The sequence below is a fragment of the Limnohabitans sp. 2KL-17 genome, assembly GCF_003063415.1.
Classification (GTDB): Bacteria; Pseudomonadota; Gammaproteobacteria; order Burkholderiales; family Burkholderiaceae_C; genus Limnohabitans_A.
The window spans coordinates 85,984-102,047 of record NZ_NESK01000013.1 but is presented as its reverse complement, the minus strand read 5'-3'; the positions used below and the strand labels follow the sequence as shown (position 1 = coordinate 102,047).

Below are 16,064 nucleotides of genomic sequence, written 5' to 3'. Positions count from 1 at the left end.
TTCAGGCACAGCTCCAATGAGGCGAGGGGTCGAATCAAAGCGCGAGAGCAGACAAGAAAAACGGAGAGAAAGGAGCTGCAGGACGACAATTGAACTTATAGTTATCCACAGCCAGCGGACATCAAAGCTGGCTCAAGCCCCTGGTCAAAATTCAATCGGCACAGGTGGTCAATATTAGATCGGCGGCAACAATCTTGATGCTCAACCACCTGATTTAGCAACGCAATGTTCTCAGTTGGCCATGTGGTGCTGGCCCACAAAAAGGCGCACATCCTGCTGGTCACGCTCAACAAACAAGGCCGGGCTGATGAGCACAAGTACATGGACCACTGGATCGACGACACGCACTTTCACTGGCAAAGCCAGAACGCCACCGACCCGACCAGCAAACGCGGCGACAACATCATCCGCCACGCCGCTTTAGGCATCGACATCCACCTCTTTGTGCGCGACACCAAGCTGGCTGTCGGCAAAGCCGCACCCTTCATGTACCACGGCCGGGTGCGCTACCAGTCGCACCAGGGCAGCAGGCCCATGAGCATCGTGTTTGGGCTTGATGCTGCGGTGGGGTATTTTGCAGGGCTCGATTTGCCAAGTCTGCGGCCCTATCGTCCCAATGGTCTTTTAAAATTTCTTCAAAATAGACAATTATTTTATTTTTTGTCCATAATGGAGAAATGTCTAGCAAACCCCCCGTTATTTTTCCCCAAGAGCAAACGCTGCTCACCGCCCTGGGCGAGCGCCTGCGGCTGGCGCGTTTGCGCCGCAAACTGAGCACGGCCGTGGTGGCGCAGCGGGCAGGCATGTCGCGCACTTCGGTCTACAAGGTCGAGGCCGGCGATGCGGGTGCCACTTTGGGCACTTATCTGCGCGTGCTGGCGGTGCTTGGGCTGCAGGCAGATTTCAATGCCTTGGCCGCCGACGACAAAGTGGGGCGCAAGCTGCAGGATTTGGCTTTGGCCCCATCGCCCGCAGCGCGACGCCAGCGCCGCGCCAGCGTGCTGTCCACCGACGCTGCCAACAGCACTTCTGAGGGGCAGCCATGACGGGGCAATTCGATGGGCTAGAGGTCTGGTTGGATTGCGATTTGGGGCCCGCTTGTCTGGTGGGCCACTTGGCGCATGACCGAGGGCAGATTCGCTTTCATTACGACAAAGATTGGCTGAACGATCCGAGAGCTTTTGCACTGGACCCTGATTTGTCTTTGGACGCGCACCCGTTTTTCCCCAAGCCGGAGCTGGGCAACTTTGGCGTGTTTCTCGACTCATCACCCGACCGCTGGGGACAAACGCTGATGAAACGGCGCGAGGCCTTGCTGGCCAAGGACCAAAAGCGTCAGGCCAGAACACTTTATGCGTGGGATTTCCTGATCGGCGTGCAGGACATTACCCGGCAGGGGGCGTTGCGGTTTCGCCCATCTGGCACGCAAGCGTTTTTGGGGAACGATGCTTTTGCAGCGCCACCCGTGACCACGTTGCGCGAACTGGAGCAGGTAGCTTGGCAACTCACTCACAAGCGCATTGACGATCTCGATGCTTTGCGCAAGTGGTTAACAGTGCTTGTGGCACCGGGTTCTTCGCTGGGGGGTGCCCGTCCCAAGGCCAACTTCACAGAGCTGGACGGCTCTCTTTGGATTGGCAAATTTCCGGCGCGTGATGATGACCGTGATGTCGGGGCTTGGGAGTTCGCCACACATCAAATGGCTCAACGTGCAGGCATCGATGTCCCTGCTGCAAAGCTGTTGCGCCTGGGTGGTGAGTTTCATACTTTTTGTGTGCAGCGCTTCGACCGTGTCGGTGGTCAGCGGCGGTTTTATGCATCGGCCATGACGCTGCTGCGCAAGGAGCAAAGCGAGGGCTGCAGTTATCTGGAATTGGCGCAGTTTCTGCGGGCCAGTGGCGATGCATCGACTGTTCAATCAGATCTGTCTCAGCTGTTCAGGCGCGTGGTGTTCAATGTGGCGGTAGGCAATCGGGACGACCATTTGCGCAATCACGGCTTTGTGTTGAGCTCAACGGGCTGGCGTTTGGCACCCGCGTTTGATGTGAACCCGAACATCGACAAAGCCGAGCATGTGCTGAACATTGACGATATGGACAACCGTCCTGACTTGCGCACCGCGTTGAACACGTCCGCGTTTTACGGCCTGACGGCAGCGCAAGGGCGGCACATCGTGGACGAGGTGATGAGTGTCGTGGACACTTGGCGCGACGTAGCCAGCCAAGTCCGCATTTCTCGGGCAGATATCGAACTCACGGCCTCTGCGTTCAGTGCACATGAGGCTCGGCCAAAAGACTGAAGCCCACCCGGCTCTGTGGCCGTTGCGGGCGTGACTTCAGCAGCTCACCCCATCAAATATCAATATTCCCCGCCCGCAGCGCGTTGCTCTCAATGAAGTGGCGGCGTGGTTCAACCTCGTCGCCCATCAGCATGGTGAACACGCGGTCGGCTTCGATGGCGTCGTCGATCTGCACGCGCAGCAGGCGGCGCACGGTCGGGTCCATGGTGGTTTCCCAGAGCTGCGCGGGGTTCATTTCGCCCAAGCCCTTGTAGCGCTGGCGGCTGGTGGTGCGTTCGGCTTCACTGATGAGCCAATGCATGGCCTGTCGGAAGTCGCCCACTTTTTCTTCTTTTTGGCGCTCGCCTTCGCCGCGCAGGGCTTTGGCCCCTTCGCTCAGCAAGCCACGGAAAGTTTCGGCGGCTTCGGCCAGTGCGCCGTAGTCGGCACCGTGCACAAAGTCTTGCGTGATGATGCTGCTCTTGATGTTGCCGTGGTGACGACGGCTGATGCGCAAGATGGGCTTGTCGGTGCGCACATCGAACTCGGCGGCCACTTCGGCGGGGATGCCGGTGGTGTTGAGTTCGCGCAGTTTGGCTTGCAGCGCAGGGGCGCATTCAGCGGCCAGCTCCAGCGTGTCCAGGTTCAGCGACACGCCATCGGCCATGGCGCGCAAGGCTTCGGCATCCATGAAATTGGACAGGCGGGAGATGACCGATTCGGCCACTTGGTGTTTGCGGGCCAAGGCCTCGAGGGTCTCGCCGGCCAGAACTTGCGGCGCATCACCACCGGTGGTGATGCTGGCGTCCTTCAAAGCGATGCGCAGCAGGAAGCCGTCGAGAGCCGGGCCGTCTTTGAGGTACAGCTCTTCTTTGCCGGCCTTGACTTTGTACAACGGTGGCTGGGCAATGTAGATGTGGCCGCGCTCAACCAGGTCGGGCATCTGGCGGTAAAAGAAGGTGAGCAACAAAGTGCGGATGTGGGCGCCGTCAACGTCGGCATCGGTCATGATGATGATGCGGTGGTAGCGCAGTTTGTCGACGTTGAAGTCGTCGGTGCCGCTCTTGCCGGATTCGGCGGTGGCTTTGCCAATGCCGGTGCCCAAGGCCGTGATGAGCGTGACGATTTCGTTGCTGGTCAGCAGTTTTTCGTAGCGGGCTTTTTCGACGTTCAGGATCTTGCCGCGCAGTGGCAGGATGGCCTGGAATTTACGGTCCCGGCCTTGCTTGGCGGAGCCGCCAGCGGAGTCTCCCTCGACGATGTAGATTTCGCACAGCGCCGGGTCTTTTTCTTGGCAGTCGGCCAGTTTGCCGGGCAGGCCCATGCCGTCGAGCACACCTTTGCGGCGCGTCATTTCGCGGGCCTTGCGAGCGGCTTCGCGGGCACGGGCGGCCTCAACGATCTTGCCGCAAATGATCTTGGCGTCGTTGGGGCGCTCTTCCAGGTATTCGGTCAGGGCCTTGGCCACGATGTCTTCCACAGGGGCGCGCACTTCGCTGGACACCAGTTTGTCTTTGGTCTGGCTTGAAAACTTGGGCTCGGGCACTTTCACGCTCAAGACGCAGCACAGGCCTTCGCGCATGTCGTCGCCACTGACTTCAACTTTTTGTTTTTTGGCGATCTCGTTTTTCTCGATGTACTTGCTGATGACACGTGTCATCGCAGCGCGCAGGCCCGTCAGGTGGGTGCCGCCGTCACGCTGTGGAATGTTGTTGGTGAAACACAGCACGTTTTCGTTGTAACCGTCGTTCCACTGCATGGCCACTTCGACCCCGATGCTGGTGCCGGGAATGCCGCCATAGCTGTCGGCAGGGCGCTCGCCATTGGCATGGAAGGCGTTGGGGTGCAACACTTTCTTGTTGGCGTTGATGAAGTCCACGAAACCCTTGACACCGCCAGCGCCGGAAAAGTCATCTGACTTGCCGCTGCGCTCGTCGATCAGGCGAATGCGCACGCCATTGTTCAGGAAGGACAGTTCACGCAGACGTTTGGCCAGAATTTCGTAATGAAAATCGGTGTTCTGGGTGAAGATTTCGGTGTCGGGCAAAAAATGCACTTCGGTGCCGCGCTTGTCGGTGGCACCAGACACGCGCATGGGCGAAATCTCGACGCCGCCCACGGTTTCGAGCAATCGGTTTTGCACAAAGCCTCTGGCAAAGTCGATCTGGTGGACCTTGCCTTCGCGGCGGACTGTGAGGCGCAGCCATTTGCTCAAAGCGTTCACGCAAGAAACGCCCACGCCGTGCAGGCCACCCGAGACCTTGTAGCTGTTCTGGTTGAACTTGCCGCCCGCATGCAGTTCGGTCAGCGCGATCTCAGAGGCACTGCGCTTGGGCTCGTGCTTGTCGTCCATCTTCACGCCGGTGGGAATGCCACGGCCGTTGTCGGTCACCGAGATCGAGTTGTCGCTGTGGATGGTGACAACGATGTCATCGCAGTGGCCGGCCAGTGCTTCATCGATGGAGTTGTCGACCACCTCGAACACCAGATGGTGCAAGCCCGTGCCGTCGGATGTGTCGCCGATGTACATGCCGGGGCGTTTGCGCACGGCTTCCAGGCCTTCCAGAATCTGGATGGAGCCTTCACCGTAGCCTTCGGATGCGCCCACCTGGTGGGCATCAATCTTGGGTTGAGCGGTGGTGAATGCTTCTTCGCTGGGGTTAATTTCGTCGGTCATGGTCAAATTTCTCTGTCGCTTGAATGGCCGAAACCCGCGAGAGGTCGCGGGTTTCGATAAGGTGGGCCTGGCAGGCTTTCGCCTTAAATGCGCATGGGCATCACCACATATTTGAAGTTGTCGTTTTCCGGGATGGTGATCAGTGCCGAGCTGTTGGCATCGGCCAGATCAATGCGGACCATGTCCTGGCCCATGTTGCTGAGCACATCGATGATGTAGGTCACATTGAAGCCGATCTCGATGCTGTCGCCACCGTAGTCGATGTCGAGTTCGTCCACGGCCTCTTCCTGCTCGGCGTTGGTGGATGCCACGCGAAGGGTGCCGGGTTCGAGGTTCAGGCGAACGCCCTTGAATTTATCGCTGGTCAGGATGGCCGTGCGCTGCAAGCAAGAGAGCAGGGCCTGTCGGCCCAAGGTCAGGTTGTTGCTGTGACCCTTGGGGATCACGCGGTTGTAGTCGGGGAACTTGCCTTCGACCAACTTGGTCACGAACTCCATGCCGTCAAAACTGAACTTGGCTTGGTTGTTGGCAAACTGCATCTCAATCGCGCCATCGGCATCGCTGAGCAAGCGCTGCAATTCGAGCACGGTCTTGCGGGGCAGGATGACTTCTTGTTTGGTGGGCACTTCCACATCGAGTGTGGCTGCGGTGAACGCCAGGCGGTGGCCATCGGTGGAGACCAGGCTCAGCCGGTTGCCTTCGGCCACAAACAAAATGCCATTCAGGTAATAACGGATGTCGTGCACGGCCATCGCAAACGACACCTGACCCAGCAATTGCTTGAGGGTTTTTTGCGGCACGCTGAACACGGGGCCGAAGCTGGCGGCTTCTTGAACCAGCGGAAAGTCTTCTGCCGGCAAAGTCTGCAAGGTGAACTTGGACTTGCCGCCTTTCAGGATCAGCTTGGCTTGCGAAGACTCTAGGCTCACTGTTTGGTCAGCAGGCATGGTGCGCAAGATGTCGATGAGTTTGCGGGCACCCACGGTGGTGGTGAAATCACCAGGATCACCTTCCATTTCGGCTGTGGTGCGGATCTGGATTTCCAGATCGCTGGTGGTCAGTTGCACGGCGTGGCCCGTTTTACGGATCAGCACATTGGCCAGCACGGGCAATGTGTGGCGGCGCTCAACAATGCCGGACACGGATTGCAGGACTGACAGCAATTTGTCTTGGGTGGCCTTCAGGACGATCATTTGTCTACCTTTGATGATTTCTCACGCAACAGCCCGGGACCGTGCATAAATTTGACAACAACACGCATTTTCACCGTTTTTTAGCCTCAAAACGGCCGCCAGACGGGTCAAAACACTTAAAACTGGGCCCAAGCACAAGCGCATGCCGTTTCAGCCCTTCAGGGTCTGCTCCAGCACATGCAGCTGCTGGTTGAGTTCTGTCAGTTGCAGCCGTTCAGCGTTGATCTTGCGCACGGCGTGCAGCACGGTGGTGTGGTCACGCCCGCCAAACAATTCGCCGATTTCGGGCAGGCTTTTTTGCGTCATTTCCTTGGCCAGGTACATCGCAATCTGACGCGGCCGGGCGATGCTGGCAGGGCGCTTTTTGCTGTACATGTCGGCGACTTTGATTTTGTAATAGTCGGCCACCGTCTTCTGGATGTTTTCCACGCTGATCTGGCGGTTCTGGATCGACAGCAGGTCGCGCAGGGCATCGCGGGCCAGCTGAATGGAAATTTCTTTTTGGTTGAAGCGTGAATAAGCCAGGATTTTGCGCAGTGCGCCTTCCAGCTCGCGCACGTTGGAACGCACGTTTTTGGCCACAAAAAACGCCACTTCTTCGGGCATTTCGCTACCTTCGCTGATGGCCTTGTTGATCAGGATCGCCACGCGCATTTCGAGTTCGGGCGGCTCCATGGCCACTGTCAAACCGGAATCGAAGCGGGAAACCAAACGCTCGTGGATGTCTGCCAGCCCCTTGGGGTACGTGTCGCTGGTCATCACGATGTGCGACTTTTTGGCCAGCAAGGCTTCAAACGCATTGAAGAATTCTTCCTGGGTCCGGTCTTTGTTGGCAAAGAACTGGACATCATCGATCAGCAGCAAATCAAGCGAATGGTAGTGGTGCTTGAACTCGTCAAATGTCTTGCGCTGGTAGGCTTTAACCACATCCGACACAAATTGTTCAGCGTGGATGTAAAGAACCTTGGATTCGGGGCGATCGGCCAGCAGTTTGTTGCCGATGGCGTGCATCAGGTGGGTCTTGCCCAAACCCACCCCGCCATAGATGAACAAGGGGTTGTACAAGTGCCCGGGCGAACCGGACACATGCATGGCCGCAGCGCGTGCCATGCGGTTGGCAGTACCCTCCACCAGGGTGTCAAAGGTGAGGGCTGTGTTGAGGCGACTGCGAAAGCTGTTGGTGGCCGGTTCTTCCGGCAGATCGATGGGTTCAGGGCCGTTTTCCATCGACGATGGCGTGGACTGGCGTGTAGGTCTGACGACCCCATCCCGAGGAGTGAGCACTAACTCGATTTGAACTGGATGCCCTTGCAGACTTTCGAGCATGGCGGCGAGGCGACCGACATATTGGGCCCGGATCCAGTCCAGTTTGAAGCGGTTGGCCACAAACAAAGTGAGGCGCTGCTGGTCATCCGAGATCTGCGCAGTCAAGGGTTTGATCCAGGTGTTGAACTGCTGCTCGGGCAGCTCGCGGGACAGCTCTTCCAAGCAGGCATGCCACAGACTTTGGCTGGCGTCCATCTGAAATTCCGGGGTGAATCCCTCTGACATTTTGTATTTGTTTTTTTGTGGACAGTTAAGGAAAAAACGGGATTGGAATTGAGCTTATCAAGAGCTTATCCACATGCCGCAATGCAATCTTCGAGTCATCATAAACCACATCGGTTCCGGTTAGAGTCCGGGAACACCCGATGTCATAAAAGTTGCCGAATTTGCCGGTCGTCCGAAAGTTTGCGATAATCTTGGGTTTCGCCCAACGCTGATTCATGGCATTGGGCACAAAGGAAGAGTTATGAAACGCACCTACCAACCATCCAAGACACGTCGCGCCCGTACCCACGGCTTTCTGGTTCGCATGAAAACCCGTGGTGGCCGCGCTGTGATCAATGCACGCCGCGCCAAAGGCCGCAAGCGTCTGGCTGTCTAATGCCTTTTCGACCGTCTTGCTGTGGCCCGACGCCACTGCAGGCGGTTGATTCCAGGGTTTGGCCATCGTGCAGCGTCTGAAAACACGCCCACAATTTCAGGCCGCCCTGGCGGGTGGAACGGTCTCACGCACATCCCATTTTGCGTTACATAGACTGAACTTGACCAACCCAACAGACAAGCCTTCGGCTACAGCTGAACCCTGTGTGCCTGCATCTTCACCGGAGCAAGCATTGTTTGGCCTATTTGACGTCTGGTTGGGTGCCATGGTGCCCAAACGCTGGGCGCGACGGGCCGTGACACGCAATGCCATCAAGCGACAAATTTACAACGTGAGTGAACGCTTTTGCGATCGCCTGCCTATGGCAGCCCATGTGGTGCGGCTTCGCGCCACTTTTGACCGCCAGCAATTCATCAGCGCCACCTCCGAGCCCCTGAAGCTCGCAGTGCGGCAAGAACTGGAACAATTGTTCGAGCGCGCATCCCGGTCTGAGGTTCGCCCATGATCGTCCAGCGCCTGCTCATGGGCATGGTGCGCGGCTACCGCTTGCTGCTCAGCCCTTGGCTGGGATCGTCGTGCCGCTTCGAGCCGACATGTTCGGCTTATGCCTTGCAAGCCCTCGAGCAACACGGTGCCGCCATCGGCAGTTACCTGACGGTTCACCGCTTGGTGCGTTGTGGCCCTTGGTGCAAAGGCGGCCACGACCTCGTTCCCCCACAAGCGCCTCGCTTGTTTTCTGATTTGTTTTCCCCTACTTCGTCAAAGAAGACCCCATGAACGATATCCGCCGCACCATCCTTTGGGTGATTTTTGGTTTCTCCATGGTCCTGTTGTGGGACCAGTGGCAACTTAATAACGGCCACAAAGCCACCTTTTTCCCCAAGCCCGAAGCAGTTGCACCGGCGTCCCCCGCCGCGCCCGCCGCTGTGGTCAGTGCGAATGGTGTACCTACCGCGACGGTCAGCACGCCCGCCTCGCCAGGCCAGGTGCCTTCTGCAGCACCCACGGCTTCAGCCACGCCACGTGAAAAGATCGAAGTGGTCACCGATGTGCTCAAGCTCAGTTTTGACACCGAGGGGGGTTCCCTGGTGCGTTCCGAGTTCACCCGACATGCCGACTTTGTGGACAGCAGCAAGCCTTTTGTCTTTTTGGACCAAAGTGCCAGCCGTGTTTACATGGCCCAGACCGGCCTGATTGGGGGGGATTTTCCGACCCACAAAACGTCCATGAAATTCAGTGGCGAACGCAGCCTCAAAGAAGGTCAAAACGAGCTGAGCTTGCGCTTCGAGTCGGAAGGCACAAACGGGGTCAAACTGATCAAGACCTATACCCTGCAACGCGGCAGCTATGCCATTGGCGTGAAGCACGAAGCGGTCAACACAGGCACAACCCCCGTGTCGCCGCAGCTGTATCTGCAATTGGTGCGCGATGGCAACAAACCCGACGGTGAGTCGGCGTTTTACTCCACTTTCACGGGTCCTGCCGTTTACACAGAAGCCAAGAAATACCAAAAAGTCGAGTTCAGCGACATCGAAAAGAACAAGGCCGAAATCGACAAATCCTCCCCCAATGGCTATGTGGCCATGGTGCAGCATTATTTTGCAACGGCCTGGTTGCTGGCCGATGGCATTCAGCGTGAAAACTTCGTGCGCAAAGTGGACGCCAACCTCTATGCGGTGGGCATGATCACGCCCTTGTCGGACCTGGCGCCCGGCCAGTCGAAGACCGTGAACACACAACTGTTCAGCGGCCCGCAAGAAGAAAAAGTCCTCGAAGCACTGGCCCCTGGCCTGGACTTGGTCAAAGACTACGGTTGGCTGGCCATGCTGTCTAAGCCTTTGTACTGGTTGCTGGACAAGCTGTTCAGCTTCATCCAGAACTGGGGCTGGTCGATCGTGGCGCTGGTGCTGCTGCTCAAGATCGCTTTTTACTGGCTCAATGCCAAGGCCTATTCGAGCATGGCCAAGATGAAAGCCATCAACCCCAAAATCATGGAAATGCGTGAGCGCCTGAAGAGCGATCCACAAAAGATGCAACAGGAGATGATGAAGATCTACCGTGAGGAAAAAGTCAACCCGATGGGCGGCTGCTTCCCGATCATGGTCCAGATCCCCGTCTTCATCGCGTTGTATTGGGTGCTGCTGTCCAGCGTCGAGATGCGCAATGCCCCGTGGGTGGGCTGGATTCACGATTTGTCCGCGCCAGACCCGTACTTTATTTTGCCTGTGGTGATGACACTGACCACCATGCTGCAGACTGCGCTTAACCCCGCACCACCCGATCCGATGCAAGCCAAACTGATGTGGACCATGCCACTGGTGTTCTCGGTGATGTTCTTCTTCTTCCCATCCGGCCTGGTGCTGTACTGGATCACGAACAATATCTTGTCAATCGCGCAGCAGTGGATGATCAACACCCGCATGGGCGTGCCGCCACAGTTCAATCTGCCCTCGTTCAAGTAACGCCTAAAGGGCCGCGCAAGCGGCCTTTTTTTGCTTAGCAACGCGCATTAACCCCATGCTCGCCAGACATCAGGAACCCATCGTCGCCATCGCCACCGCACCCGGTCGCGGCGCTGTCGGCATCGTGCGGGTATCGGGCAAACAGCTGTCCCCTTTGATTTTGGCGCTGTGCGGGCGAAGCCTCAAACCACGCGAGGCCACTTACCTGCCCTTTGCCGATGCCGATGGCAGCGCGATAGACCACGGGCTGGCGCTGCACTTTGTGGCGCCGCACTCGTTCACTGGCGAAGATGTGCTTGAGTTGCAAGCTCACGGCGGGCCGGTGGTGCTGCAACTGCTGGTGGCGCGCTGCCTGCAAGCGGCTGCCGAAATCGATCCCGCCACAAAACTGCCCCGACTGGCCGGCTTGCGCGTGGCACAACCGGGCGAGTTTTCTGAACGCGCCTTTTTGAACGACAAGATCGACCTGGCGCAAGCCGAGGCCATTGCCGACCTGATCGACGCCAGCACCGAAGCCGCCGCACGCAGTGCCAGCCGGTCTTTGGCAGGTGATTTTTCCAAAGAAATCCACTTTCTGCGCGATGCCCTGATCCATCTGCGCATGCTGGTCGAAGCCACCCTGGATTTCCCCGAAGAAGAAATCGACTTCTTGCAAAAAGCCGATGCCCAAGGGCAACTCGCTCGCCTGCAAGCCAGCCTGCTCTCGGTGCTGCAGCGCACCCGCCAAGGTGCGCTGCTTCGCGAGGGCATCAAGGTGGTAATTGCCGGTCAGCCCAATGCGGGCAAAAGCTCTTTGCTCAACGCCCTGGCCGGGGCCGAATTGGCCATCGTCACCCCAATTGCAGGAACAACCCGGGATGTGGTGCAGCAAACCATTCAGATAGAGGGCGTGCCCCTGCACGTCATTGACACTGCCGGGCTGCGCGAAGGCGAAGGTGTCGGCGAGGTCGAACAAATCGGTATCGCACGTGCTTGGGAACAGATTGCAAATGCCGACGCCGTTCTTTTTTTGCACGACCTGACGCGCTTGGGTCAGGCGGGCTACGACAGCACCGACGCCGACATTGCCGCCGCCCTCAAAGCTCGCTTGCCTGCGCGTGTGGCGGTGCTCGACGTGTGGAACAAATCCGACGCGGCCAGCCATGCCGTTGAACGCGCCGGCCTGACCTTGTCGGCCCTGACAGGCGAAGGGCTGCAAGCCTTGCGCCTGCAATTGCTGCAACAAGCGGGTTGGCAGCACGCCAGTGAAGGCCTGTTCATTGCCCGAGAACGCCATGTGCAGGCACTGCAAAGGGTGCGCGAGCACCTGGAAGTGGCCGATGCCCATCTGGCTGCAAAGGCACAAAACCTGGACTTGCTGGCCGAGGAGCTGCGACTCGGACAAAACGCCCTGAACGAGATCACGGGCGAATTCAGCGCCGATGATCTGTTGGGCGTGATTTTTTCGAGCTTTTGCATCGGCAAATGAGCCCCTCAATGGCTTGGATCGGCTCATGGCCAACACCTGCCGCAAGCACCCTGGCTCTTGCGTAACAGACTACAAAAGGTCACATCAGGGACTGTTGTGCTTGTTCATTGGGCACAAGATAATGCGCATGTCGATTGACTTTGCCATGCCCACCCGCCAACCAACCCATCAGCCCAACCTCAGCCCCGAGCAAGACGCCTACCTGCGCGAGCGCTCGGACTGGATGGGCGCGTATCTGGTACTGCATGCCTGGGGCGTGATCGCGCTGGCCATGGCATTTTTTGTGGCCTGGCCCAACCCTTTGAGTTTTATCGTGGCCATCGTGGTCATCGGCGGCAGGCAACTGGGCCTGGCGATTTTGATGCACGATGCGGCGCACCGCGCTTTGTTCAAAAACACCCGGCTCAACGACACGCTGGGCGCTTTTTTGTGCGGCTGGCCTGTGGGTGCGAGTCTCACGTTGTACCGCCCTTACCACCTGAGCCACCACCGCCACACACAACAAAAAGAAGACCCCGACCTGATTTTGTCGGCGCCTTTTCCCATCAGTCGACAAAGTTTCTGGCGCAAGATGCGGCGCGATATTCTGGGCATCACCGGCTACCAGCGCCGCCTTGAATTTTTTCGCACCGAAATGGGGCAAAGCCCAAGCCACCTGCAACGCCTGAAAAATCTGATCGCAGCAGAGAAGTATTTTTTTCTGAGCAATGCGCTCATTCTGGCCATCACGGCGGCGGCTGGTGTGTGGTGGGCTTACTTTGCGCTTTGGCTGCTGCCCTTGCTGACTTGGTACCAGGTGATCACCCGCATCCGCAACATCGCCGAGCATGCGGTGGTGGGCAACGACGATGACCGTTTGCGCAACACCCGCACCACGCTGACCCACTGGGGCATGCGCATGGTGCTTGCACCTTACTGGGTCAATTACCACCTGGAACACCATCTTTTTGTATTCACTCCCTGCTGGAAACTGCCTGTCGCCCACCGCATGCTGATCGAACAAGGCTTTGGCCCGCGGATGGAGTTGGCCAAGGGTTATCTGGAAGTGCTGCGCAAAGCCACGGCCAGACCCGACGATGGCCCGAAAAGTGGACAACCAGGTGGCCAGCCCACAAACCGACGCAAGGGTGCAACGCTGATTTGACGCCGCAAAAACCAGGCGCATGCCGACGCTTCACAAGCGCAACGCACAAGGCGAGCTGTAAGAAGCGGGCACAGCCTCGGAAATTCGTCACGCAAGAGACAGGACCACGGGATAACCATGTACCCGCAAAAAATTTCTCGCTACAGAATGGCCCTGCAATTTTTCATTTTTTGCCCCGGTACAAAATTCAATGGCTGACGAAATCATTCTCGAAACCCGCGGACTTATTAAGGAGTTCAAGGGTTTTGTCGCTGTCAATGGCGTGGACTTGCGTGTCCAACGTGGTCAGATCCACGCGCTGATCGGTCCCAACGGCGCGGGCAAGACCACGGTGTTCAACCTGCTCACCAAATTCCTGATCCCCACCCAAGGTCAGATCCTGTTCAATGGCCACGACATCACCGACGAAAAACCCTCCCAGGTGGCGCGGCGCGGCATCGTTCGGTCCTTTCAGATTTCGGCCACTTTCCCCAATTTGACGGTGCTCGAAAACGTCCGCATTGGTTTACAACGGGCCACGGGGACATCGATGCACTTTTGGCGCTCCGAACGCAGCCTGAACCAACTCAACGACAAAGCCATGGCCTTGCTGGAGCAAGTTGATCTGGGCCCCATGGCGGGCCTGACCGCTGTCGAGTTGCCTTATGGCCGCAAGCGCGCACTGGAAATCGCCACCACACTGGCCATGGAGCCCGAGCTGATGCTGCTCGACGAGCCGACGCAGGGCATGGGCCACGAGGACGTAGACCGCGTCACCCAACTGATCAAAAAAGTCAGTGCCAACCGCACCATCCTGATGGTGGAGCACAACATGAATGTGGTCTCCAGCATTGCCGACACCATCAGCGTGTTGCAACGAGGGCAAGTGATTGCCGAAGGGCCTTACGCAGTGGTTTCGCAAAATCCCCAAGTGCTCGAAGCCTACATGGGCACCACCGACAACGAACTGGAGGGGGCTCATGGCTGAAGCCAACGAATTTCTTCGCATCAGCAATCTGCACTCCTGGTACGGCGAGTCGCACATCCTGCATGGCGTTGACCTGACCGTCAACGAAGGCGAAGTGGTCACGCTGCTGGGGCGCAATGGCGCAGGCCGCACCACCACCGTCAAATCCATCCTTGGTCTGGTGGGGCGTCGCACCGGCTCCATCACCATCAAAGGCCATGAAACCGTGAACTGGGCACCGCACCAGATCGCCAAACTGGGCTTGGGTTATTGCCCTGAAGAGCGGGGTATTTTTTCTGCACTCACTTGCGAAGAAAACCTGTTGCTGCCGCCCGTCATCGGCCCCAATGGCATGTCCGTCAAAGAGATTTACGACATGTTCCCCAACTTGCTGGAGCGCCGCGACAGCCCTGGCACCCGACTTTCTGGTGGTGAACAGCAAATGCTCGCGGTTGGCCGCATCTTGCGTACCGGGGCGCGCTTTTTGTTGTTGGACGAAATTTCCGAAGGCCTGGCGCCGGTCATTGTGCAAGCCCTTGCCCGCATGATCAAAGCCCTCAAGGCCAAAGGCTTCACGATCATCATGGTTGAACAGAACTTCAGGTTTGCCGCCCCCCTGGCAGACCGGTTTTACGTGATGGAGCACGGCCAGATTGTGGAGGGCTTTTCATCGCAAGAGCTGTCCAGCAAGATGGGCATGTTGCATGAGTACCTGGGCGTCTGATACCTATTTTTTAACTGGAGATACAACGATGAAACGCAAACTTCTCTCATTGGCCGCCATGGCCGCCTGCGCTTTCGCGGGCCAAGCACAAGCACAGATCTCTGACGGCATCGTCAAGATTGGCGTGCTCAACGACATGTCGGGTCTGTACTCCGACATCACTGGCCCTGGCTCTTTGAGCGCGGCCAAAATGGCTGTGGAGGACTACATCAAAGCCACCAAGAGCACGCTCAAGGTGGAAGTTGTCGGCGCCGACCACCAGAATAAACCTGATGTGGGCTCCAACATTGCCCGCCAGTGGTACGACACCGACAAGGTCGACATGATCGCTGACGTGCCGACATCGTCGGTCGGTCTGGCCATTGCCAAGCTTTCCAGCGACAAGGGCAAACTGCACGTCAACTCCGGCTCGGCCACTGCCGACCTGAGCGGCAAGGCCTGCAACGCCAACACCATCCACTGGGCTTATGACACCTGGATGCTGGCCAACGGCACAGGCAAAGCGATTGTCAAAAGCGGTGGTGACACTTGGTTCTTCCTGACCGCTGACTATGCTTTCGGCCACGCGCTGGAGCGCGACACCGAAGCTGTGGTGCTCAAAAACGGTGGCAAAGTGGTGGGCAAAGTGCGCACCCCATTCCCGACGCAAGACTTCTCCTCCTTCTTGCTGCAGGCACAGGCTTCCAAAGCCAAGATCATTGGCCTGGCGAACGCCGGTGGTGACACCACCAACTCGATCAAGCAAGCCGCCGAGTTCGGCATCACCAAAGGCGGCCAAAACCTGGCCGGCATGCTGGTCTTCTTGCCCGACGTGCATTCCTTGGGTCTGAACACAGCCCAAGGCCTGATGCTGACCGAAACCTTCTATTGGGACCTGAACGACAACACGCGCGCCTTCACCAAGCGTTTTGCGGCAGCCAACAGCGGCAAATACCCGTCCATGGTGCAAGCCGGTGTTTACTCCAGCGTGATTCATTACCTGAAGGCCGTGGACGCTGCCAAGACAGATGACGGCACCAAGGTCGCCGCCAAGATGAAAGAGCTGCCAACCGATGACCCCTTGTTCGGCAAAGGCTCTGTGCGCGCTGACGGCCGCAAACTCCACCCCGCCTACCTGTTCCAGGTCAAGAAGCCTTCTGAGTCCAAAGGCCCTTACGACTACTACAAGCTGGTGGCGACCATCCCGGCCAACGAAGCTTTCCGCCCCCTGGCTGAGAGCGATTGCCCACTGGTCAAGAAGTAATT

General features: G+C 57.9%; 15 protein-coding genes. 12 read left to right on the top strand and 3 right to left on the bottom strand.

The window, feature by feature from the left end:
• Positions 1–246: 246 nt before the first annotated feature.
• From B9Z45_RS08420 to B9Z45_RS08410, 3 genes are read left to right on the top strand one after another with little or no spacing between them, the layout of a single operon-like run.
• Positions 247–774 (top strand): DUF3427 domain-containing protein, encoded by a 528-nt coding sequence (locus tag B9Z45_RS08420; RefSeq protein WP_233252129.1) that lies wholly within the window; start codon positions 247–249, stop codon positions 772–774.
• Entirely contained in the window at positions 759–1,046 is a 288-nt protein-coding gene (locus tag B9Z45_RS08415) for a helix-turn-helix domain-containing protein (protein WP_233252128.1), read from the top strand. Before B9Z45_RS08420 ends, B9Z45_RS08415 begins: the two co-directional genes overlap by 16 nt.
• Positions 1,043–2,299, top strand: coding sequence for a type II toxin-antitoxin system HipA family toxin (locus tag B9Z45_RS08410; protein WP_108406770.1), 1,257 nt, complete (start codon positions 1,043–1,045; stop codon positions 2,297–2,299). The genes B9Z45_RS08415 and B9Z45_RS08410 overlap by 4 nt, the downstream gene beginning before the upstream one ends.
• 52 nt (positions 2,300–2,351) lie before the next feature.
• Here the strand turns inward: B9Z45_RS08410 and gyrB are convergent, their stop codons facing one another.
• The 3 genes from gyrB to dnaA form a co-directional block, all read right to left on the bottom strand.
• Complete coding sequence (gene gyrB, locus B9Z45_RS08405) at positions 2,352–4,955, bottom strand: DNA topoisomerase (ATP-hydrolyzing) subunit B (RefSeq protein WP_108406769.1); 2,604 nt, start codon at positions 4,953–4,955, stop codon at positions 2,352–2,354.
• A gap of 83 nt (positions 4,956–5,038) precedes the next feature.
• Positions 5,039–6,148 carry a DNA polymerase III subunit beta gene (gene dnaN, locus B9Z45_RS08400; RefSeq protein ID WP_108406768.1) on the bottom strand — a complete coding sequence of 370 codons (1,110 nt, stop codon included), beginning with the start codon at positions 6,146–6,148 and terminating at the stop codon, positions 5,039–5,041.
• A gap of 150 nt (positions 6,149–6,298) precedes the next feature.
• Complete coding sequence (gene dnaA, locus B9Z45_RS08395; protein ID WP_199221867.1) at positions 6,299–7,699, bottom strand: chromosomal replication initiator protein DnaA; 1,401 nt, start codon at positions 7,697–7,699, stop codon at positions 6,299–6,301.
• Between the two features lie 241 nt (positions 7,700–7,940).
• Here dnaA and rpmH point away from each other — a divergent pair, with 241 nt between their 5' ends.
• From rpmH to B9Z45_RS08345, 9 genes are all read left to right on the top strand, one after another.
• Complete coding sequence (gene rpmH, locus B9Z45_RS08385) at positions 7,941–8,075, top strand: 50S ribosomal protein L34 (protein WP_005798102.1); 135 nt, start codon at positions 7,941–7,943, stop codon at positions 8,073–8,075.
• 67 nt (positions 8,076–8,142) lie between these two features.
• Positions 8,143–8,580 carry a ribonuclease P protein component gene (locus B9Z45_RS08380; protein ID WP_108406790.1) on the top strand — a complete coding sequence of 146 codons (438 nt, stop codon included), beginning with the start codon at positions 8,143–8,145 and terminating at the stop codon, positions 8,578–8,580.
• The gene (gene yidD, locus B9Z45_RS08375) at positions 8,577–8,852 is read left to right on the top strand and encodes a membrane protein insertion efficiency factor YidD (protein ID WP_108406766.1); all 276 of its coding nucleotides are present in this window, start codon (positions 8,577–8,579) and stop codon (positions 8,850–8,852) included. The genes B9Z45_RS08380 and yidD overlap by 4 nt, the downstream gene beginning before the upstream one ends.
• Positions 8,849–10,537 carry a membrane protein insertase YidC gene (gene yidC, locus B9Z45_RS08370; protein ID WP_108406765.1) on the top strand — a complete coding sequence of 563 codons (1,689 nt, stop codon included), beginning with the start codon at positions 8,849–8,851 and terminating at the stop codon, positions 10,535–10,537. Before yidD ends, yidC begins: the two co-directional genes overlap by 4 nt.
• A 55-nt stretch (positions 10,538–10,592) precedes the next feature.
• Complete coding sequence (gene mnmE / locus B9Z45_RS08365; protein ID WP_108406764.1) at positions 10,593–12,005, top strand: tRNA uridine-5-carboxymethylaminomethyl(34) synthesis GTPase MnmE; 1,413 nt, start codon at positions 10,593–10,595, stop codon at positions 12,003–12,005.
• Between the two features lie 127 nt (positions 12,006–12,132).
• Positions 12,133–13,149 (top strand): fatty acid desaturase family protein, encoded by a 1,017-nt coding sequence (locus tag B9Z45_RS08360; RefSeq protein ID WP_233252127.1) that lies wholly within the window; start codon positions 12,133–12,135, stop codon positions 13,147–13,149.
• Between the two features lie 190 nt (positions 13,150–13,339).
• A complete protein-coding gene (locus B9Z45_RS08355; protein ID WP_108406763.1) occupies positions 13,340–14,116 on the top strand; it encodes an ABC transporter ATP-binding protein in 777 nt (258 codons plus the stop codon).
• Complete coding sequence (locus tag B9Z45_RS08350; RefSeq protein WP_108406762.1) at positions 14,109–14,819, top strand: ABC transporter ATP-binding protein; 711 nt, start codon at positions 14,109–14,111, stop codon at positions 14,817–14,819. The genes B9Z45_RS08355 and B9Z45_RS08350 overlap by 8 nt, the downstream gene beginning before the upstream one ends.
• A gap of 28 nt (positions 14,820–14,847) precedes the next feature.
• Entirely contained in the window at positions 14,848–16,062 is a 1,215-nt protein-coding gene (locus tag B9Z45_RS08345; protein ID WP_108406761.1) for an ABC transporter substrate-binding protein, read from the top strand.
• The last annotated feature ends 2 nt before the right edge of the window (positions 16,063–16,064 follow it).